The sequence below is a fragment of the Gemmatimonadaceae bacterium genome (genome assembly GCA_036504815.1).
Classification (GTDB): domain Bacteria; phylum Gemmatimonadota; class Gemmatimonadetes; order Gemmatimonadales; family Gemmatimonadaceae; genus PNKL01.
Genome location: DASXUN010000003.1, coordinates 150,986 through 171,168 on the forward strand (window position 1 = coordinate 150,986; position 20,183 = coordinate 171,168).

Below are 20,183 nucleotides of genomic sequence, written 5' to 3' on the forward strand. Positions count from 1 at the left end.
GGAACGGCAGGGCTGCGATGGCTTTGAGCGCGTGGCGGCGTCGAGTGGTTTCGCCGGCTCAGCCGTATCGACCCTCGACGTAATCAGCCGTCTCAGGCCGCTGGGGTGACAGGAAGAGGTCCTCCGTTGCGCGGTGCTCCACCGCACGCCCCATGAGCATGAAGATCGTCTCTTCGCTGGCCCGACGGGCCTGAGCCATGTTGTGGGTCACGATGAGGATGGTGTACTCCCCCCGTAGATCCCACATCAACTCCTCCACAGCCTCGGTGCCGGCGGGATCCAGGGCCGAGCAGGGCTCGTCCATCAGGATCACCTTGGGCTTCACCGGCAAGAGGCGAGCGATGCAGAGTTTCTGCTGCTCCTCCAGCGTAAGCGAGAGGGCGTGATCCCCGAGACGGTCTTTCACCCGGTCCCACAGCAGCACTTCCTCGAGGGCTTTCTGCAAAATGGCATCTTCATCGCTCCGGCTCACCTGCTCCTTCCCGCGGTGAATGCGGTGGCTGAAGAGCACGTTGTCGCGGATGGAGAGGGGGAGGGGGTTGGGGCGCTGGAAGACCATCCCGACTTCCTTGCGGAGGCGGACTACCTCGACCTCCGGAGCAAGCACGTCCTGCCCGAGGACGCGCACGAGTCCGGTGGTTCGCACATATCCCAGCCGTTCGTTGATCCGGTTCACGGTTCGGAGGAACGTCGTCTTCCCGCAGCCGGACGGGCCAATGAGGGAGGTGATGATCCCCAGCTTGATCTGGAGACTCACGTCGATGAGAGCTTGGAAGTCGCCATACCAGAGGTTCAGCGCCTCCGTGGCGATGGCCAGCGAAGGCATCGGCAACGTCGGAACCTCGCCCGACGGCACGGACGTTGATGCCGCGGGAACTGTCGCGCCGGGCTCAGCCAAATTTCCCCTCCACGTATTCCCTGGTGCGACGGTCCTTCACCTCACCCGTGAAGAACTCCTCCGTTTCGCCAACCTCCACCACCTCACCGTTCATGAAGAAGGCCGTGCGATGCGCCAACCGCCTGGCCTGCTGCACCAGGTTGGTGACCATGATGATGGTCATCTCCTCGCGCAGGCCCTTGAGAATCTCCTCGATGCGCATCGTGGTGACCGGATCCACGGCGATCGAGAACTCGTCCAGGAGGAGCAGTTCGGGATCCTGTGAGAGGGCGCGCGCGATGGTGAGGCGCTGCTGCTGGCCGCCGCTCAACAGCGAACCCAGGGCGCCGAGGCGGTCCTTGACTTCGTCCCAAAGGGTCGCGCGCCGCAGGCACCGCTCCACGATCTCATCGAGCTCGCGCTTCAGCTTCACCCCCGCGAGCCGTGGGGCCAGGGCCACGTTGTCGTAGATGCTCAGCGGCAGTCCCACGGGCAGTGGGAACACCACCCCGATCCGGCGTCGCAGCGCATAGACGTTGGTGAAGGTGGTGACGTCCTCTCCGTCGAAGAGCACCTGTCCCTTGACCCACATCCCCGTCACCATCTCGTTCATCCGGTTCAGCGCGCGCAGGAAGCTGCTCTTCCCGCCGTTGCTGGGGCCGATGATCCCGAAGATCTCCTTCTCGCGAACCTGGAGGTTCACGCCCGAGAGCACGGTGGTTCCGGGATATCCCAGCGAGAGGTTCCGCACCTCGAGCTTGATCGGCGCCTCCGGCGACGCGACGCCGCTCGGCGCGTCGGGAGCGATACCCGAGGGGATCTCGCTGCGCCCGGCGTCGGTCACCACTTCTTCTTCCCCCTGAGGTAGACCCGGAATCCCACCGCCGCCGCGTTCATCGTGAGCACCATGGTGATCAGGGAGAGGGCGACGCCATAGGGAAGCTCTTCAGACACGCCGGGCACCTGCGTGGAGATGACGAACAGGTGCAGCGCCATGGCCATGGTTTCGTCGAAGATCCCCCGGGGCAGGAAGGGCGAGTAGAACACGGCGCCGGTGAACATGATGGGCGCCGTCTCGCCGGCCGCGCGCGAGACGGTCAGAATGACGCCCGTCAGAATGCCGGAAAGGGAGTTGGGCAGCACCACGCGGCGAATCGTCTGCCAGCGCGTGGCCCCGAGGCTCCAGCAGGCTTCTCGAAAGGCCCACGGGACCGACTGCAGCGATTCTCTCGTGGCCACGATGACCACGGGCAGGTTCATCACCGCCAGCGTGAGCGACGCCGCCAGAATGCTGGTTCCGAAGCGGAAGAACAGGACGAACGCGCCAAGCCCGAAAAGCGCGTGCACGATCGAGGGAACGCCGGCCAGGTTGATGATGGCCAGGTTGATGGTCCGGGTCAGCCAGTTGTCCGGCGCGTATTCGCTCAGGTAAATCGCCGCCGCGACGCCCAGCGGGACCGTTGCCAGCACCGAACCGCCCACCAGCCAGACGGTTCCCAGGAGGGCCGGAAAGATGCCCCCGGCCGTCATGCCTTGCGTGGGCATCCCCGTCAGGAAGTGCCAGGAGATGGCGGACGAACCCTTGAAGACGAGCACCCCGAGGATCATGGCCACGGGCACCACGAGCACCACGGTCATCAGGAAGAAGACGGCCGTCACGAGCCGCTCGACCTGACGGTTCCGCCGGTTCACGGATGTCGCCTCGAACATGCGCTACCTCCCTCTCCTCACGCCCCGCACGACGAGGTCGGCAGCGAGATTGATGACGAAGGTCACCGCAAAGAGCAGGATGCCCAGGGTGAAGAGCGCCTGGTAGTGATCGGAGCCCTGCGCGGTCTCCCCGAGTTCAGCCGCAATCGTGGCGGTCAGCGCCCGCACCGAATCGAAGATGCTGGTCGGGATGTTGATCGAGTGGCCGCTGGCCATCAGGACCGCCATCGTCTCGCCGAACGCCCGACCGATGCCGAGCAGCACCGCTCCCAGGAGACCGTTCTTCGCGGCCGGCAGCACGACCTTCACGACGATCTGCCAGCGCGTCGCGCCCATCGCCTCGGCCGCCTCGCGATACGTGTCGGGCACGGCCTTGAGGGCATCCTCGGCAATCGTGGTGATGACGGGCGCCGCCATCAGCGCGAGAATGATCCCGGCGTTGAGGATGTTGAGTCCCACGGGAACGTGGAAGATCCGGATGATCAAGCCGTTCATGATGGAGAGCCCGATGAAGCCCCAGACCACCGAGGGGATGGCAGCGAGCAGTTCCACCAGGATCTTCAGGCTCTCCCGGAGCTTGCCCTTGGCGAACTCGCCGATGAAGATGGCGGCGCCAAGCGAGAAGGGGACAGAGACCAGCATTGCCAGGCCGGTCACGGACGCCGTCCCGAGGATGAGGGCGAGGACTCCGTACGTGGGATGGCGCTCCGACGTCGGTCGCCACGCCGGCGACCCAAAGAACTCCTGGACGTTGACGGTGTGAACGATGAACCCCGTCCCCTCCTTCATGATGAACACGAAGATCGCCAGGATGAAGACGATGGCGGAGATCCCGCCGACGAAGACCACGGCCGCCACGCCCTTGTCCTGATACCACGCCCAGTCCCGACGGCGGAGTCCGCCGTGGCGCACGACGCGCCGGCGGGGAGGCGCGAGAACGTCGGTTGCGGCGGGAAGCGCTGCCTCAGGCGGCATCTACGCCCCGGAGGATCAGCATAAGTTCCCGCATGCGGGAGGCGATCTCCCGGTACAGCACGTCGGCGCGCTCCGAGCCTTCGTCACTGAAGGGACACGGGCCCACGTCCCAGTTCAGGAAGATCGTCTTGTAGGGCAGCTCTCCGACCTTCTCTCGCGACTCGCGGTCCAAGCCGATGATGAGGTGGAAGTGCCGCGGCTCTGCCATGAGTTCGGGGAGGCGTTTGGGATGGATACCCTCGAGCGGCAAGCCATGCCCCTCGAGGAACGCGACGGCCTCGGGGCGCATGGCGTCCGCGGGCTCCCACCCGGCGCTGGAGAACGCTCCACAGTCCGGGAACGCCTGCCTGGCGTACGCCTCCGCAAGCAGGCTCTTGCAGTCGTTGGCCCGGTCCACGAAGAGGATCCGGTAGACCTTGGGATTATGGGTCTCGCCGGTGACCGCGAAGAGCGTCTCCTGGGCGACGTTCTCGGCCTGGTCCGACACGCGCAGCAGGACGTAGAGCGCCTTCGCGTAGCCGAAGAGATCCCGGACCGGGACCTTGTGCCGCTCGCCGGTCGCAATCAGGTCCTCCGACGCCTTGTCGTGGGTGGAGTCCATGTTGTACGTGAGGCCCAGCGTCCGCCGTGCCATGTCGGCGTTCTCCTCTCGGAACGCGTGCAGGGCCTCGGCGAGACAGACGCGCGCCTGGTGGGACAGCAGCTCGAAGTCCCGGGCGATGAGGTCGGGGGGCGGCCCCGAGCCGCGGATCGTATGGCGGCTGACCGTCGCGGCGTAGTCTCCGATCCGCTCGAGCGCCACGCCCACGCGCTGCACCGCGGAGATGTACCGGAGATCGTGCCCAACCGGGAGATGCCGGACGATGAACCCGTGACAGAGACGATCGAGGTGGCGCGTGATCCGGTTGATGACGCGGTCCTTGAGGATCACCTGCGTGGCAAGCTCAAGGTCAAAGGTCAGGAGCGCCCTGACCGCGTCACCTACCTGCTCCTGCGCGAGCGTCGCCGCCGCGTCGACCTCGCTACGGATCTCCCGTAGGTCGACGTCCAGCCGCTCCTGATAGTGGCTCACGTTCGCAATCCTCCCGGCGGGCCCTCGGGGCCGTACGAGGGTGGTGGCTCAGCGGGCGCTGGTCGCGGGACAGGCCAGGTCGGCCTTCAATGGGGCGTACCCCGCCTTCATGAGGATGCACTGCCCCTCGTCGCTCAGGATCCAGTCGAGGTACGCCTTGGTGGCGCCCGTTGGCTCGCCTGTCGTGTACATGAAGAGCGGCCGCGAGATGGGGTAGCTCCGATCCTGCGCCGTCTTCTCGGTGGGCGTGACGCACGCCGATCCTTCACCCGCCGACACGCAGGGCATCTTCACGGCGGTGGTGGCGTAGCCGAGCCCGCTGTACCCGATGGCACACGGCGTGTTGGCGACCAGGTCCACGACGTCCTTGGAGCCATGCATGTCGCGAGAGCCGAGCTTGTACTCCTTGTCGCCCAGGACCCGCTCCTTGAAGTAGGAGTAGGTCCCGGAGTTGTTCTGGCGACTCACCCGGACGATCTCGCCCGAGGGACATCCGGGCACCGTCACCTTGAGGTCCGACCATTGGTTGGCAGTGCCGCCCTCGGCATAGATCGACGCCAGGGTTGCGAAGCTGATCGAGGTGATCGGGTTGTTGGCGTGCAGGAACACGGCCAGCGCGTCGTAGCCGACGATGAACTCCTTGGGAGCCTTGCCGCGCGCGTTGCGGACCGCGTCAATCTCGCTCTGCTTGATCTCCCGCGAGGCGTTGGCGATGTCCACGGTCCCGTTGATGAGGGCGCTGAAGCCGGTCCCGGACCCTCCGCCGGAGACGGCGACGGTCACTCCGGGAACCTTCGCGGCGTACGCCTCCGCCCAGGCCTGGGCGACGTTCACCATGGTGTCGGAGCCCTTGTTCTGGATGGCCTGCCGTTCTTCACCGGCCGGGCGCCCGCAGGAAAGGGAGAGAGCCACCGCCGCCATCACGATCGACCGTTTCACGATCACTCCTTCGAAATCGGAAAGAAAACCGTTGGGTTGCTTTGGGGGGCAGCATCAGAATTCTACCGGGCGGGGCACCGACCTTCAAGTTGAAGAACGCTCTGGCGACCGCTTGCGCGACCCGCCGACGTCGCTCACGACCACGTGGCGGTATGGGAGGCACGCCCCAATGGCGCGGGTTCGCTGATCGCCGGGGCCTCCCCATCCGGGACCCCTGCCGTCGTCGGCGGACGCGGAGTTCTTGCGAGCGAGAAGGACTCCTGCGCATGTTGCCGGACGCTTCCGCCGCCTATTGTTGGGGGCAATTCCTGCGCGCGGACACCGCGGTTCCGCCCAGTCGTTCGTCCCGGGTTGTGGACCGGCGATCGTTGCGCACAGACTTCTCGCGAACATGATCCCCATTGGCGACGATAATCACGCGGTTCGCGTTCCCGTGGCGACGATCTTCCTGCTCGTCACGATGCTCGCGTCGTGGGTCCTGGTGCAGGGGGCGGGCCTCGATGCGGAACTGCTGACGACGAGCGTCTGCAACCTCGGGCTCGTTCCCGGCGAGCTGACGCGCCTCGCGCCCCTCGGCGCCGGGGTGCCCATCGCCCCCGGCCTCATGTGCGTCGTCGACAACCAGCCGATCAACCTGCTGACGCCGGTCATCTCGATGTTCCTGCACGGCGGATGGGTACACCTCCTGGGCAATGCGCTGTTTCTCTGGATCTTCGGGAACAATGTCGAGGACGTGACGGGGCGGGTCCGGTTTCTCGTGTTCTACCTGCTTTGCGGACTGATTGCCGCGGCGACGCACATCGCGATCGACCCGCGTTCGCCGATTCCCACCGTCGGGGCCTCCGGGGCCATTTCGGGGGTCATGGGCGCGTATCTGGTGCTCTTCCCCCGGGTGCGGGTGCGGATGCTCTTCATCTTTGTCGTCTTCTTCAAGGTCTTTCGAATTCCGGCGTGGCTCGTGCTGCTCTACTGGTTCGGCCTGCAGTTGCTGAGCGGCTTGCCGCAGCTGCTGACACCCAGCCCCGAACTGAGCGGCGGTGTTGCGGTGTGGGCGCACGTTGGAGGGTTCGGTGCCGGGGTGCTGCTGGCGAAGCTGTTCGAGGATCCGGTGCTGACGCAGCGCCGACGCGCCATCCTCCTGTCCGGCAACGAGTTCGACTCGCTGGCCTGAGTGCGAGGCGGGGCGCGATGGATGCGCCAGATTTTGGCGCCGTGCCCTGTGGCAAGGTAGATTTCTTGTCCAATGGCGTCCAAGAGCCGGCCACACCTTCTGAACCGCGAGCTGTCCTGGCTCGCCTTCAATGCACGGGTGCTGCACGAGGCAGCGGACACGCGCACGCCGCTGCTCGAGCGGCTGAAGTTCCTGTCGATCGTCAGCACCAACCTCGACGAGTTCTACATGGTCCGCGTCGCCGGCGTGCGCCGGCAGGTCGCGGCCGGATTCGGCAAGGTGGGACGTGACGGCGTCTCGCCGGCCGAACTGCTCGACCGCATCGACGAGCGCGTGCGCGAGATGGTGGCGGAACAGACGCGCATCCTCGACGAAGAGGTGCTGCCGGAGCTCGCCGGACACGGCGTGCGGCTGCTGCAGATCTCCGATCTGGACGCGAACGAACGGCTGGCGGTGGACGCCTTCTTCGACGCGCAGGTCTTTCCGGTGCTCACGCCGCTGGCCGTCGACCCGGGGCACCCGTTCCCGTACATCTCCAACCTCTCGCTCTCGCTCGCGGTGGAACTGCGCGAGCCCGAGACGGGGATTGAGCACTTCGCGCGCGTGAAGGTGCCCAAGTCGCTGCCGCGCTGGGTGCCGGTGCGCTCGCTGCAGTACCTCCCGCTCGAGGACCTGATCGGCGCCCACCTGGGCCGGCTTTTCCCGGGGATGGAGATCACCGGGCACCACACGTTCCGCATCACGCGCTTCTCGGACCTGGAGATCGCGCCGACGGAGGAGCCCGAGGACCTGCTGGCGATGATCGAGGAGCAGGTCTTTCAGCGTCGCTTCGGCGAGGTGGTGCGGCTCGAGGTGCAGCGCGGAATGCCCGCGCAGCTGCGGACGCTGCTGCTCAGCGAACTGCGCGAGACCGAAGATCCCGAAATGGCGCCGCTCACCGAGCGCGAGGTCCACGAGCCGGGGCGCCTGCTCGACCTCGGCGACCTGATGGCTTTGGCCATGCTCGACCTGCCCGAGCTGCGCGACCCGCCGTTCGTGCCGGTGACGCCGGTGGAGCTGCGCGACGGACGGTCGATCTTCGACGTGCTGCGCGAACGCGACCTCATGGTGCACCATCCGTTCGACTCGTTCCCGGCGACGGTGGAGCGCTTCCTCGACGAAGCGGCGCGCGACGAGCACGTGCTGGCCATCAAGCTGACCCTCTATCGCACGTCGGGCGACACGGCGGTGGTGCGGGCGCTCACCGAGGCGGCGCAGGCGGGGAAGCAGGTGGCCGTGCTCGTGGAGCTGCAGGCGCGCTTCGACGAATCGAACAACATCACCTGGGCGCGCACCCTCGAGTCCTTCGGCGTGCACGTGGCGTATGGGATCCCGGGGATGAAGACGCACGCCAAGGTGGCGCTCGTCGTGCGGCGCGAGCCGGACGGCATCCGCCGCTACGTGCATATCGGCACCGGCAACTACAACTCGAAGACGGCGCGCACCTACACCGACTACGGCCTGCTCAGCGCGAACGAAGCGCTCGGCGCCGACGTGTCGGAGCTGTTCAACATGCTCACCGGCTTCTCGCGGCAGCGCGAGTATCGCGCCCTGCTCGTCGCCCCGGTGAACCTGCGCGAGCGGCTGCTCGAGCTCATTGCGCGCGAGGCGGACAACGCGCGCGACGGCAAGCCGGCGCGTATCGTCGCCAAGATGAACGCGCTCGTGGACAGTCAGGTGATGGACGCGCTGTGCGAGGCCTCGAACGCCGGCGTGGAGATGGACCTGCTCGTGCGCGGCATCTGCTGCCTGCGCCCGGGCGTGCCGGGCGAGTCGGAGCGGATTCGCATCGTGAGCGTCGTGGGACGCTTTCTCGAGCACTCGCGCCTGTGGCGCTTCGAGAACGGCGGTGACCCGGAGTTCTACCTCGGCTCCGCCGACTGGATGCCGCGCAACCTCGACCGGCGCGTGGAGGCGATGGTGCCGATCCTCGACAAGTCGCTTCACCCGCGACTCGAGGCGGTGCTGAACGTCTTCCTCACCGACAATCGCCAGGCGTGGGACCTGCACAGCGACGGTGCCTGGGTGCAGCGTCGCGCGACGGACGAAGCGGAACGCGCGTCGCACCGGCGATTGCTGCGCGAGTCGTGGGGGATGCCGCGCACGTCAGGGGCTGGGCGTGAGGTGCCCGCGGCGGCTGTCGCCACGCCGGGCTAGCTGACGGCGACCCGGGTGGCGGTCGAGCGGGAATCGTTCGGGCGATCCGGGTTTCCCGTACTGTTGCGGTCCAGCACCTCGCGGTAGCTGTCGGCCAGCCGGGCGAGTTCGGCGTCCCACCCGATCGCCACCGCCCATTCACGCGCGCCGACGCCAAGTCGCGCCCGAAGCGTCGGCTTGTCCGCCAGCTCAATGATGGCCGCGGCGAAGCTCTCCGCGCGTGCGGCGACTGCGATGCCGTTGTCGTACGAACGCAGATGATCCGCCACGCCGCCCGCGGATACCGCCGCCACGGGAAGGCCCGACGCCATCGCTTCGAGGATCACGAGGCCCAGCGTCTCGGTAGTCGAGGCGCAGAGAAAGGCGTCGGCGCTCGCGTACAGCGAGGGAAGCTCCCGTTGGCGGTCGATGAATCCGACAAAGTGGACGCCGGCCGGCGCGGCGCCCCGCATAGCGGCCGACGCCGGACCGTCTCCCGCGATGACCAGGCAGGCACGGTCGCCGAGGGCCTGCCGCGCCAACGCGAAGCCATCGAGCAGCAGCTGCACGTTCTTTTCGGCGGCCAGGCGGCCGACGTGCAGAAACAGCACCGCGTCGCCGACGCCGAGTCGCTCGCGCCAGGTCCTCGAATACCGGTTCGGATGGAACACGCGAGTATCCACCGCACGCCCCCACACCTCCGACTGCGTGAGGCCGTGGCGGCTCAGCCAGTCGGCGGTCACCGATGACGGGGTGTAGATGCGCCTCGCCCGGCGATGAAACCGCACGAGGGAGCGCGTGACGGTCGACCGCAGCCACGGCACGCCGTACGACTCCGTGTACTGGGCGAAGTCGGTATGGAACGACGTGACCAGCGGGATGCCGAGTCGCCGTGCGGTGCGCGCGCCAAGGCGTCCGACGACGAACTCGGTGTCGGCGTGGATCAGGTCCGGTGCGAACGCGCGTGCGAAGCGTTCCACCGCGCCGGCGTTCGGCCAGGCCAGTCGTACCCCGGGATAGGCCGGGAAATCGCAGGCCGGCAGGGCGCACGCGGCCGTCGGCGCCCGCATCTCGCCGAAGACGCTGGACGCGCACGCCGGGTATTCGGGGCGGATCAGCCCGACCTCGATGCCCTGGGCGAGCAGGCCATCGACAGCGAGTGCGGTGACGACGCTCACGCCGTTGACTTGCGGCGGATAGGTGTCGGTGCAGTGAAGAATGCGCATGCACCTGAAAACGGTGCGCGGCGTGTCTCGGCCGCGTGACGGCCCTGTCACGGACGCGCGACGGAAAGCGGTGCGATCGGGCCCCGAGTCGTGACGAAGCTGTAGCCGCAGCGATGCACGTCCATCACCGAAGCGGACGAACGTTCCTGCGTCCTCTCGGCGGAGTCTGTGACCTCATGCGCACGTTCTTCCCTCGCGTCCGTCGCGTCACCGTGGTGGTGCTGGACGGGCTGCGTCCCGATGCGATCGAGAAGTTCTCGCTCTACACGGTTGCGCGCCTGGCCGAGCAGGGCGCCTCGACGCTGCGGGGCCGCTCGGTGACGCCGAGTGTCACCGCGGCGGCGATGGCCACCCTGCTGACCGGCGCATCTCCCGAGCGGCACGGATTGCAATCCGACCGCTTCCAGCTGCCGCGTGCGCGCGGCCTGCTGCATCCGTGGCCGAAGATGCTAAGCGCGCACCAACTCGAGACCACGGTGCTGATGGCGCGCATTCCGTCACTGTTCATGCCGGTGGCGCGCGGCTTCGCCAGTCTGCTTGGCGTTTCCGAAACACGATTTGCCGGCGATCGATGTGGTGACATCGTGTCGGACGCCCTCGGCGTGCTCGAGCGGCAGCGCACGGGCGTCGTAATGCTGCACCTGCCGGACGCCGACCGCGCCGGGCATGCGCACGGCTGGATGAGTCCGGAGTACGCGGACGCCGCCGGGCGCATGGACAATGCCCTGGGGCGGCTGGTGCGGGCGATCGACCTGGATGATCCCGCCGAGTTGGTCATTGCCTGCGCCGATCACGGCGGTGGCGGCGCTCGGCCCACGGCGCACGATAGCGACCATCCCGCTGACACCACGGTGCCGGTGGTGCTCGCGGGAGGTGATGTCTTTCAGGGAGATCTCGGGCCCGATGTCGCCTTCGCCGATCTTCCGGCGACCGTGGTATGGAGCCTCGGGCTGCCGATTCCCGCGACGTACGCGGGACAGCCGCTCTGCCATGCGTTCCAGCGCTCGGAACTGGCGGCGTGATGCGCGGCCCGCTGCTGCTCCGCCTGGAGGCGCGTGACCGGGCACTGTACTCCCGGATGGCGCTTTCAGCGACCGCGCCGCTCTCCAGCACGCGACTCTGGATTGCCGTGACGCACCTCGGCGGTGCGACCAGCGCGATTCTGGCGGTTCTGTTGCCGTTGCTGTTCACCGAGGGTGCGGTCCGACAGGCGGCCGCGCTCGGCGCATGGTCGCTGCTCGTCTCGCATGTCGTGGTGCAGATCGTCAAGCGCAACGCCGGGCGGCCGCGACCCAAGCCGGCGCGGCAGGGACGCTCGCTCGTGGGCGTGCCCGACAAGTTCTCGTTTCCATCGGGCCATGCGTGCGCGGCGATGTCCGTGGCCTTCGCGTACGGCATGTGCATGCCCGCGTTCGCGGTGCCGCTCACGATCCTCGCCGTCATCGTCGGCATGTCGCGGGTTCGTCTAGGCGTGCACTATCCCGGGGATGTCCTCGTCGGCGAGATGATCGCGATCGCCACCGTGCTTGCCTTCTGGACGCTGGGCTAGGGTGCCGAATCGCATGCGGCTGGCGGTCTTCACGGACACCTACGCCCCTCAGGTCAATGGTGTCGCGCGAACGCTCGGGCGCCTGACGGAGAGTTTCCGCGAGCGGGGCGGCGACGCGACGGTGGTCACGGTGGAGGCTGGCGAACACGGGACAGTCCACGCCGGGCACGCCGGAGGCAAGCGAGAGCGCTTGGCTGAGGACGTGTTGCGCTGGCCGGCCATCCCGTTCTGGGCGTATCCCGAACTCCGCATCGCGACGCCCCGCGTGAGCGAGGCCCGTCGCTTGTTGCGCGAGCTGAAACCGGACCTGGTGCACGCCGCCACGCCATTCGGCATCGGACTTGCCGCCCGCGAAGCCGCCCGCGCCGAGGGCATACCGCTCGTGTCGTCGTTCCACACCGACTTTGCGGCGTACTTGCGCCACTACAACCTGCAGGCGCTCTCTGCCGTGGCGTGGCCGTATCTGCGCTGGTTTCACAACGGCGGCGCGCGCACCTTCGTGCCGACGGCGCGTGGGGCCGAGGATCTGCGGCGCCGCGGCTTCGATGGGGTGCGCGTGTGGGGTCGCGGCGTGGACGGCGCGCGATTCTCGCCACGGTACCGTTCGCGTGCCCTGCGATCCGCGCACGGAGTGCGCGATCATGATCTGCTCTTCATCAGCGTCGGTCGCCTTGCCTCGGAGAAGGGCATTGACCGCATCCTCGCGGCCGCGCATTCACTCCTTCCCCTCGGCGGCGGCCGGATACGGCTGGCGCTCGTCGGCGACGGACCGGCGGAGTCGCGATACCGTGCGTCCGCGCCACCCGGCACCATCTTCACCGGCCGACTGCTCGGCGACGCGCTCAGCGAGTTCTATGCCTCGGCCGACGGATTCGTCTTCGCCTCCACCACGGACACGTTCGGCAACGTGCTGCTCGAGGCGATGGCGTCGGGGCTGCCGGTGATCGCGCCTGACTCGGGTCCGACGCTGGACGTGGCGAACGAGGGCAATGCGCTGGTCGTCCCCGTGCGCGATCCGCAGGCGCTCGCCGGGGCGATGCAACGACTGGCCGGCGACGCCGCGCTGCGCATGAAGCTGCGCGTTCGCTCCCTGCAGAGCGCTGCGGAGCGGGATTGGAAGCGAGTCTGGGACGACCTGTTCGCTGAATACGCCGCGGTGCTCGAGGCGCGCCCCCTGGTGTCACCGGCGGCCCCCGCCCGAGCGATCATCACCGCGCTCTGAGCCGGGTGCGCAACGGGCGTCGTCACGCGACGCCCGTCGGTCAGCGCAATCACCCGCCGTCGGTGTCCTCGACGACCGAGCCGTCGGGCGCCACGATCTCCACCGGCGCGCCGGCCATTTCCTCGAGCAGTCCCTTCTTGCGCGCCGCGCCCCACAATTCCAGCCGCACCGACGGCGCCATGGCGCTCGGCTGCGCCGTGATGCGCAGGGCGCGCCGCAGCCAGCGCACCCGCAGTTTCTCGACGGCCGCGGAGTGGCCGCGGTCGAAGCCGTCGGCCACGCGCAGCAGGGCGGCGAGTCGCTGGATGCGCGCGCGCGTCGCGCGGTCGAGCGCGCCGTACTCGACATGCTTTACGCGATCCGGCGCCGAGCCGCGGTGGTAGCGCGCCACGTGCGCCATCACGGTCTGCTCGTCCGGCGTGATGCCCAGGAAATCGGCGTGCTGGATGAGATGGAACGAGTGCTTGTGGTGCTTCTGGTAGTTGATGTGATAGCCCACATCGTGCAGCAGTGCGGCGTCGGCAAGCACCTGCCGGTCGGCGGGCACGCAGCCGAGGCGCGCGCCCAGCGAATCGAAGAGCTGGAGCGCGAGGAGCTGCACCTGCCGCGCGTGGGGCTCCTCGTAGTGGCAGCGTTCGGCGAACTCGCGCACGGAACGCTCGCGCCCCTCGCCGGGGTCGCTGACCACCGGCGCCACCTTGGCGGTCTCCAGCAGCAGCCCCTCGCGGATGCCGTAGGCCGACGTCACGAGGCCGCGCGGCTCGATGCGTTCGCACACCTCCGCCGCGACGGCAAGCCCGGCCAGGATGATGTCGGCGCGCGCCGCGTTGAGTCCCGCCACGGCGAGACGCTCGGTGGGCGTGAGTTCCTGCAGCAATTCGAGGAGGTGCTCGATCTCGTGCCACGACACGCGCGTGCCGTGCACGGAATGGGCGACGCGGATTCCCTGCCGGTTGAGCACCATGCCGGCAAGGTTGGTGAAGGTGCCGCCCGATCCGATCAGTTCGGCGCCGCGCCAGTCGCGCACTGGGAGGACACGCCGGATGTCGTCGCGGATCGCCTTGCGCAGCTTCCTGACCCCCTTTGGGGCCGGACGATCGGTGAGGAACTCCTCCGTCAGGCGCACCGCGCCGAATGGCAGCGAGACATAGCGCTCGACGATCCCCTCGGCGGCCAGCGCGAACTCCACCGACCCGCCGCCGATGTCCATCACGACGGCCCGGCCGCGGCCGAGGTCGAAGTGTGCCAGCGCGCTGCGGAAGGCGAGGCGCGCCTCCTCCTCACCCGCCAGGATGCGCACGCGCAATCCGGCGGTCTCGCGCACCTGGCGCAGAAAGGCGGCGCCGTTGGTGGCGTTGCGAACGGCCGAGGTTGCGACCGCCTCGATGCGCTTGCAGCCCAGTTGTCGCGCCAGCGCCGCCATGCGGGTGAGCGACTCGACGGCCAGTCGCACCGGTTCCTCGCCCAGCGCGCCCGTCTCGTGCAGGCCGGCCTGCAGGCGCGGCGCGGCCTTCATTTCATCGATGACCCTGATCGCGCCGTTCGCCGAGACGTCGGCGACGATCTGGCGGATGGAATTCGAGCCGATGTCGATGGCGGCAATGCGCTGCGTCCCGTCCTCGCGCGCGGCGCGGGACGGCGGGGTGTGGAGGCGCAGCGGGGCAGAGGTCACGGGCGTCGGGGTGCGAGAGGCGGTGCCTCTACACTAACGCGAGTGCGCCACGCCCGAAACCATCAGTACATGTTGGCGTAGCTGACGAACTTGAACCGACCTTGGCGCTCGATGATGGTGCCGAAGAGCTGTCCCTCGCGGAGCGCCTCCTCGCCAGAGGCGAATCGCACCGTGCATTTGGCGTGCAGCCGGTTCGCGCCCTGCACCTCTGGGGGGACGGCGCACGCCAACCGCGCAACGCGGAAAGCGCGCCCCCCATGGCGCTCGAGCAGGCGACGCAGGCCGGTTTCGCTCGGCAGCTGCATCTGCGACCAGACAAGCCCGGGCGCCTGCCGGTACGGCGGCCTGGTGTACGGCGACTCCGGGTAGATCAGGTCGATGAACTCCCGGGGCGATACCGCGAGCCGATGCAGCGCGAGCGTGTCGCGGGTGGCCACCGCCGCTGCGAACAATTCGAGGAGCTGCGCGCGGGAGGTTGCGCCATGCTGCAGTCTGGCGGCCGGCTCACCGCCGACCGCCGCCCGAAAGCGGCGCACTTCCTCCTCAACCGGGAGGATGGAATCGACGATGTAGCCCGGCTGCGCGCGATTGATCGAGTCCTGGCGCGCACGGGCCAGGGAGTCGCGCGCGGCTGCGGCGATCGAGTCGCGCGTGCCAGTCGCGATGGCGCCCGCGCCATCGGACGCCGACGGCGCACAGGCGCCGAGCAACAGGAGGAGCGGCAGGGCCGCGAATCGCATGGGGCGAAAGGTGAGTGTGATGTGCGCCAGCGCGGAACGGCCGACGCCAGAACTGGCGCCGGCCGTTCCGCGACGCGCGCTGGCTAGTTGCGCACGTAGTTGGTCCATCCCTGCCACCACTTCGCGCCCGTCGGCGACGCGGCGCCCAGGTACGTCGTGCCCGTCACCAGCGTCCCGGCCTTCGTGGCCAGCTTGCCGGTGAATGTGGCGAGGCCGCCGGTCGCGATGGCCGAACCGGACGCCGGCGTGAAGTCGAACGCACTGGCGCCCGCGGGCACGGCACCCGTGGCCGGAAGCGCCGTGAAGAGCGAGGCTGCGGTGGTTGCCGAGCTGAGCGTGATGCTGTTCCCGGCGAGATCGAACAGGTTCTGCGTGGCTGACGCCGCCTGGAAGGCGTTCGGCGTCTCCGCGATGTAGACGTTCTTCACCGCGAGATCGGCGGTTGCCAGGTCCGGAATGGCGGTCGAACCCGCACGCGCGTACGTCGCGACGTCGCGGAGCGAGATGCCGGCCGCGGGATAGCGGGCAAGGACGCCGTTCACGTAGTAACCACCGGTGCCGCGGCGGAGCATCATGCCGTAGCCGCCGCCCGCGCCGTGGATGCTCTGCACGCCGGCGCCGATCAGGGTGAAGTTGGCGACGACCGGCGTGGTGAACGGCGCGGTATCGAAGCCAAGGTCGCAGCCCGAACCGTTGCAGCCGTCGTTCTCGATGCCCTGCATGTCCGACGCATAGGAACCGGCGCCGGTGCGGATGGCGATGTTGGTGGACTTGTACGAGATCAGGTACTGCATCGTCCCGCTCCAGCCCTCGGACATGTCGAACTGGTCGTCCTCGCCCTCGTAGGCGACGGCGTTGCGGAAGTCGAAGCCGCCGCCGAAGAACTCGAAGGAGTCGTCGAGGCCGTTGACGGCCTGCACGTACGAAACGCGGGTGCCCGAGCCGACGGCCGCGAACGTGAAGCTGTTGAGCTCATTGTTCAGCGACGGGGCGAAGCCGGCGAACTCGACGCGCACGTACTTCAGCTCGCCGCTGTTGTCGGTGGCGGTGGTGCCGCCCGAGTACAGGACCTGGTAGTTCTTGCCGCCGACCACGGCCTGGCCATCCGTGCCGGAGCCCTCGATTTCCACCGTGCCGCTGCGGTTGATGAGCGCGTTGCCCACGAGGATCAGGCCGCCCCAGTCACCGGCCTGCCGGCTGCCGACCGGACGCGACGACGTGAAGACGATCGGGGCGTCGGCCGTGCCGATCGCCTGGATCTTGGCGCCGCGCAGCACCATGAGCGACGAGCCGAGGATGGTGTAGTCGCCCTTGATCGTGGTGCCGGGCTGAATGGTCAGCGTGGCGCCATTGGCCACGTGAATGAAGCCCTTGAGCGTGTAGGTCGTATCGGCGAACAGCGTGCGGCTGGCGGTGATGTCGGTGGTGATGTCCGCCGCGGCATTGCCGAACGCCAGGGTCGTGACGCTGATCTCGGCCGACGGAATGCTCGTGCTGCCTCCACGCACCGTGATGACGCGATAGCGGTAGGCCGTCGACACCTTGAGGCCGGCGTCCGTGTAGCTCACCGGACCGGCCGACGACGGCGCGGCCACCGTGCCGACCTGCGCGAAGGCGCCCGCGGCGCCCTCGGCGCGCTCAATGTTGTATCCCGTGTCACCAGCCTTGCTGTTGAACGTCAGCTTGACCGCTGACGCGGACAGGGCCGAGGCCGAGGCACCAATGACGGGCGTGATCGTCGGCGCGGTGCTGCTGTCGGTGCCGCAGGCGGTCAGTGCGGCGGAGGCGGCGAAGGCAAACGCCGCGAGGCGGCGGAACTGGAACATGCGGAGGCTCCGTGTGGTCGTGAGAGGCGCGCGTCTCGCGCGCACGGAGTAAGAAGGCGCGCCTCGGTGTCGAAACGGCGAGCGTGCGGTCACGACGGCGTAACGAGCTCGGCACGCTGCCGCAACGAGAACGGGGACCGTTGCCGGTCCCCGCTCGTGCGGCCAGCTCCGGCCCCGCCGCCTACGGCCGCCAGGACAGTCCCGCCTGCACCACGCGACCGACCCGGTACGACTCGCGCGTCACCGTCCCCTGCGTCGTGCGGTACGGCGCATCCAGCAGGTTCTTGGCGTCCAGCCGTGCCGAGAGCGATCCGCTGATCGGAACGCGCAGCGAGAAGTCGAGCACGCGGCGCGCCCGCTCGATGACGTCCGGGAGCGGCGCGTCGCCCGCCGCGTCGATGCGGTCGCCCACGACGTTGAAGAGCACCGTCGCGCTGGCGGACCCGCTCTGGTTCACCCACGTCAGGCCCGAGTTCAGCACGTACGGCGCCTGTCCCACCATCCGCCGCTTGAGGTTGGTGGCGCTGGCCTGCGTGTTCGCCGCGAGCTCGATGCGGCTCTGCATGACCGTGAGGTTCGCAAAGGCCTGCAGTGAGCGCAGGACCTCCGCCATGAAGGCGAGCGACTTCCGGGCCTCGAGCTCGACGCCGAGGTTCTCGGCGCGGCGCGCGTTGGTGTAGAAGACCGTGCGCGTTCCCGAACCGGCGGCGCGGTAGACGCGCTCGATGGGCTGGTCGAACGTCTTGTGGAAGACCGCGACGCTCAGCACCTCGCTCGCGTGCGGATACCACTCCCACCGCGCGTCGAGGTTCACGACGCGGGTGCGCTCGAGCTGGTCGTTGCCCTGCACGTCATCGCCGTTGAGCACGTCGCGGCTCTTGATGGGCGAGAGTTCGCGGTATTCCGGCCGGGCCAGCGTGCGCGATGCGGACAGGCGAAGCTGCTGGTCGCGCGGCAGCGTCAGTGTGAGGGCCAGCGATGGCAGGAGGTCGTTCCACCGCTTGGCGGTGGCGATCGGGGCGCCGAGGGTGGACACCGCCTGCACGTCGAGGTGATCCCACTCTGCGCGCGCGCCGCCGATGACCTTGAGCCGGGCCGTGGCCGCCCACTCGCCCATCAGGTACGCGGCGGCCAGCCGGTCGCGGGCGCCGTACGATCCGCCCTGCGCGAGCGGGGCAATGTCGAAGACGCGTGACGCGGCCGTGGCGAACCGGCCGTCGAAGATCTGCTCCGGACGCAGTTCGCGCAGGGTATTGGAGGCGCCGGGGGCGCTGATGCTGTACGCGCGCGTGTCGGCGTCGCGGTCGGTCTGCCGCGTGAGGCCGCCGATCTTCACGCGATGCTGCGCGCCGGCGGGGCCGAACGTGAACTGATAGTTGGCGCGCGCCTCCCGGTTGGTCTCATCGAGGGCGGAGAAGGTGCGCACGGCGCCGCCGTTGCCCGTGCTCAGCCAGCGGAGCGTCTCGGGTGACGCCGGCGTGTCGCGCTCGATCTGCTGGACGAACTCCGAGCGATCCGGCTCGTCGCGGTTCACGCGGGAGTCGGTCACCGTCCAGTCCAGGATGTGCGCCTCGCCCATCGAGTGCTCGGCGCCCAGCTGGAGCGACCGGACCGCGCGCTCCACGTACTGCATGCGCTGGATGCGCGCGTCGATGCCCTCGTTCTCGAACGATCCGCGCTCGATGCGCGTGGTGTTGTCGGCCGACCGGTTGTAGATGGCGTTGAAGAGCAGGCGCGTGTGCCGGCCGGCCATCGTGCTCAAGTTCGCCAGGCCGCCCCACAGCACGCTCTGCGAGGTCGTCTCGCCGGAAAAGCGGTCGATCTCGTTGGTGCTCCCCTTGACCGTGCCCCGGTCGGCGAGCGCGCGCACCTGGTCGCTCTTGACGTCGAGGCCCTGCGAAAGCGTACCCGACACGAGGTAGCCGAGCCGGTGGCCAAAGAGGACCGGATCGTCGCCGCCGACGGCGAACGAGCCGCTGACGTTCGGCGCCCCGGTGGCCGCCTGGGGCGACCACGCATTGCGGAACTGGCTGACCAGCAGGTTCTTGTCGCCCTGCGACAGGTTCAGCCCCTGGAAGTTGCCGACCTCGCGCAGCAGGGGCGGCAGGGCCCGCTTCGATCCGACCAGGGCGAAGCGCTCGCCACCGACCGACTGGGCGAGGCTGAGCGCCCGGCCCGTGGCGCCGGCCGCATAGCCCGACCCGAACTGCGCGCTGTACGAGCGGGCCGCCGGGAACTCGCGTGTCTTGATGTCGACCTGCGCGCCGGAGAAGTCGCCCGACTGGTCAGGGGTGAACGTCTTGGTCGTCGTGATGGACTGGAGCAGGCCCGCCGGAAAGAGGTCGAGCGGGACGACGCGCTTTTCGGGCTCGGGACTCGGGACGCGCGACCCATTGAGCGAGCTCGTGGTGTAGCGTTCGCCGAGGCCGCGCACGAAGACGTACTTGCCGTCCTGCACCGTCACGCCGCTCACGCGCTGCACCGCCTGCGCGGCATTGCCGTCGGGGCTCTTCTGGATCTGCTCGGCGGTCACGGCGCTGACGACGCCGCTGCTGTTGCGCTGCTGGTCGAGCGCCTCGCTGACCGTGCCGCGCTCGGCGGCGGCCGTGACCACCTGCGCCGTGAGGCGGAACGACGCGGGCTCGAGCGAGATGTTCTGTTCGAGCGACTGTCCGCCCTCGAGCATCAGTCCGGTGACCGTCTTCGGCGTGAAGCCGATGCGGCGGAGGTGGATGGTGACGGTGCCGGCGTCGATGTTGGCGATCGCGAAGCGGCCGTCCACGCCGGTGGCCGTGCCCTGCATGGTGCCGACGATCTGCACCCCCACATCAGGGAGGCCGAGGCCGGTCGAGACATCGATCACGCGGCCGACGATGCGGCCGTGGCGCACCTGGGCGGAAAGCGCGAGCGGTGCCAGGAGAACGGCCGCGCCGGCGCAGGCAAGCAGGGAGCGAAGCAGACGGGTCATGGAAGGCGGGGTTGGGTCAGAAGGAACTCTGGACACCACGAATGCTCCCACGGGGCCGCCA

Annotated in this window: 16 protein-coding genes; 5 read left to right on the top strand and 11 right to left on the bottom strand. The window is 68.6% G+C overall.

The window, feature by feature from the left end; translation table 11 throughout:
- Nucleotides 1–58 precede the first annotated feature (58 nt).
- The 6 genes from VGJ96_01085 to VGJ96_01110 are packed head-to-tail and all read right to left on the bottom strand — an operon-like array spanning nt 59 to nt 5,573.
- The gene (locus VGJ96_01085) at nt 59–856 is read right to left on the bottom strand and encodes a phosphate ABC transporter ATP-binding protein (GenBank protein ID HEY3285695.1); all 798 of its coding nucleotides are present in this window, start codon (nt 854–856) and stop codon (nt 59–61) included.
- A gap of 34 nt (nt 857–890) precedes the next feature.
- Nucleotides 891–1,721, bottom strand: coding sequence for an ATP-binding cassette domain-containing protein (locus VGJ96_01090; protein HEY3285696.1), 831 nt, complete (start codon nt 1,719–1,721; stop codon nt 891–893).
- Nucleotides 1,718–2,587, bottom strand: a complete 870-nt coding sequence (gene pstA / locus VGJ96_01095) for a phosphate ABC transporter permease PstA (GenBank protein ID HEY3285697.1) — start codon at nt 2,585–2,587, stop codon at nt 1,718–1,720. Before pstA ends, VGJ96_01090 begins: the two co-directional genes overlap by 4 nt.
- 3 nt (nt 2,588–2,590) lie before the next feature.
- The gene (gene pstC / locus VGJ96_01100) at nt 2,591–3,562 is read right to left on the bottom strand and encodes a phosphate ABC transporter permease subunit PstC (protein ID HEY3285698.1); all 972 of its coding nucleotides are present in this window, start codon (nt 3,560–3,562) and stop codon (nt 2,591–2,593) included.
- Entirely contained in the window at nt 3,552–4,634 is a 1,083-nt protein-coding gene (locus tag VGJ96_01105) for a PhoU domain-containing protein (protein HEY3285699.1), read from the bottom strand. Before VGJ96_01105 ends, pstC begins: the two co-directional genes overlap by 11 nt.
- A 48-nt stretch (nt 4,635–4,682) precedes the next feature.
- On the bottom strand, nt 4,683–5,573 hold the full coding sequence (locus tag VGJ96_01110; GenBank protein HEY3285700.1) for a phosphate ABC transporter substrate-binding protein: 891 nt from the start codon (nt 5,571–5,573) through the stop codon (nt 4,683–4,685).
- 391 nt (nt 5,574–5,964) lie between these two features.
- On the opposite strand from VGJ96_01110, the gene VGJ96_01115 reads away from it, so the two are divergent.
- Nucleotides 5,965–6,744 (top strand): rhomboid family intramembrane serine protease, encoded by a 780-nt coding sequence (locus tag VGJ96_01115; protein HEY3285701.1) that lies wholly within the window; start codon nt 5,965–5,967, stop codon nt 6,742–6,744.
- 72 nt (nt 6,745–6,816) lie between these two features.
- A complete protein-coding gene (gene ppk1 / locus VGJ96_01120) occupies nt 6,817–8,940 on the top strand; it encodes a polyphosphate kinase 1 (GenBank protein HEY3285702.1) in 2,124 nt (707 codons plus the stop codon).
- Here the strand turns inward: ppk1 and VGJ96_01125 are convergent.
- Nucleotides 8,937–10,145 (bottom strand): glycosyltransferase family 1 protein, encoded by a 1,209-nt coding sequence (locus tag VGJ96_01125; protein ID HEY3285703.1) that lies wholly within the window; start codon nt 10,143–10,145, stop codon nt 8,937–8,939. The genes ppk1 and VGJ96_01125 overlap by 4 nt on opposite strands.
- Nucleotides 10,146–10,321: 176 nt before the next feature.
- On the opposite strand from VGJ96_01125, the gene VGJ96_01130 reads away from it, so the two are divergent.
- The 3 genes from VGJ96_01130 to VGJ96_01140 are packed head-to-tail and all read left to right on the top strand — an operon-like array spanning nt 10,322 to nt 12,916.
- On the top strand, nt 10,322–11,167 hold the full coding sequence (locus VGJ96_01130; GenBank protein HEY3285704.1) for an alkaline phosphatase family protein: 846 nt from the start codon (nt 10,322–10,324) through the stop codon (nt 11,165–11,167).
- The gene (locus VGJ96_01135) at nt 11,167–11,694 is read left to right on the top strand and encodes a phosphatase PAP2 family protein (GenBank protein ID HEY3285705.1); all 528 of its coding nucleotides are present in this window, start codon (nt 11,167–11,169) and stop codon (nt 11,692–11,694) included. The genes VGJ96_01130 and VGJ96_01135 overlap by 1 nt, the downstream gene beginning before the upstream one ends.
- 1 nt (nt 11,695) lies before the next feature.
- On the top strand, nt 11,696–12,916 hold the full coding sequence (locus VGJ96_01140) for a glycosyltransferase family 1 protein (GenBank protein HEY3285706.1): 1,221 nt from the start codon (nt 11,696–11,698) through the stop codon (nt 12,914–12,916).
- Nucleotides 12,917–12,965: 49 nt separating this feature from the next.
- Here the strand turns inward: VGJ96_01140 and VGJ96_01145 are convergent, their stop codons facing one another.
- From VGJ96_01145 to VGJ96_01160, 4 genes are all read right to left on the bottom strand, one after another.
- Nucleotides 12,966–14,588, bottom strand: a complete 1,623-nt coding sequence (locus VGJ96_01145; protein ID HEY3285707.1) for a Ppx/GppA phosphatase family protein — start codon at nt 14,586–14,588, stop codon at nt 12,966–12,968.
- Nucleotides 14,589–14,650: 62 nt separating this feature from the next.
- Entirely contained in the window at nt 14,651–15,328 is a 678-nt protein-coding gene (locus tag VGJ96_01150; protein HEY3285708.1) for a hypothetical protein, read from the bottom strand.
- An 83-nt stretch (nt 15,329–15,411) separates the two neighbouring features.
- Nucleotides 15,412–17,154, bottom strand: coding sequence for a fibronectin type III domain-containing protein (locus tag VGJ96_01155; protein ID HEY3285709.1), 1,743 nt, complete (start codon nt 17,152–17,154; stop codon nt 15,412–15,414).
- Nucleotides 17,155–17,335: 181 nt separating this feature from the next.
- Nucleotides 17,336–20,122 carry a TonB-dependent receptor gene (locus tag VGJ96_01160; protein HEY3285710.1) on the bottom strand — a complete coding sequence of 929 codons (2,787 nt, stop codon included), beginning with the start codon at nt 20,120–20,122 and terminating at the stop codon, nt 17,336–17,338.
- Nucleotides 20,123–20,183: the final 61 nt, after the last annotated feature.

Excerpts from the sequence above, each read along its gene's own strand:
- VGJ96_01125 (HEY3285703.1), bottom strand. The coding sequence starts at position 10,145 with ATGCGCATTCTTCACTGCACCGACACCTATCCGCCGCAAGTCAACGGC.
- pstA (HEY3285697.1), bottom strand. The coding sequence starts at position 2,587 with ATGTTCGAGGCGACATCCGTGAACCGGCGGAACCGTCAGGTCGAGCGG.
- ppk1 (HEY3285702.1), top strand. The coding sequence starts at position 6,817 with ATGGCGTCCAAGAGCCGGCCACACCTTCTGAACCGCGAGCTGTCCTGG.
- pstC (HEY3285698.1), bottom strand. The coding sequence starts at position 3,562 with ATGCCGCCTGAGGCAGCGCTTCCCGCCGCAACCGACGTTCTCGCGCCT.
- VGJ96_01135 (HEY3285705.1), top strand. The coding sequence starts at position 11,167 with ATGCGCGGCCCGCTGCTGCTCCGCCTGGAGGCGCGTGACCGGGCACTG.
- VGJ96_01115 (HEY3285701.1), top strand. The coding sequence starts at position 5,965 with ATGATCCCCATTGGCGACGATAATCACGCGGTTCGCGTTCCCGTGGCG.
- VGJ96_01150 (HEY3285708.1), bottom strand. The coding sequence starts at position 15,328 with ATGCGATTCGCGGCCCTGCCGCTCCTCCTGTTGCTCGGCGCCTGTGCG.
- VGJ96_01130 (HEY3285704.1), top strand. The coding sequence starts at position 10,322 with ATGCGCACGTTCTTCCCTCGCGTCCGTCGCGTCACCGTGGTGGTGCTG.
- VGJ96_01160 (HEY3285710.1), bottom strand. The coding sequence starts at position 20,122 with ATGACCCGTCTGCTTCGCTCCCTGCTTGCCTGCGCCGGCGCGGCCGTT.
- VGJ96_01155 (HEY3285709.1), bottom strand. The coding sequence starts at position 17,154 with ATGTTCCAGTTCCGCCGCCTCGCGGCGTTTGCCTTCGCCGCCTCCGCC.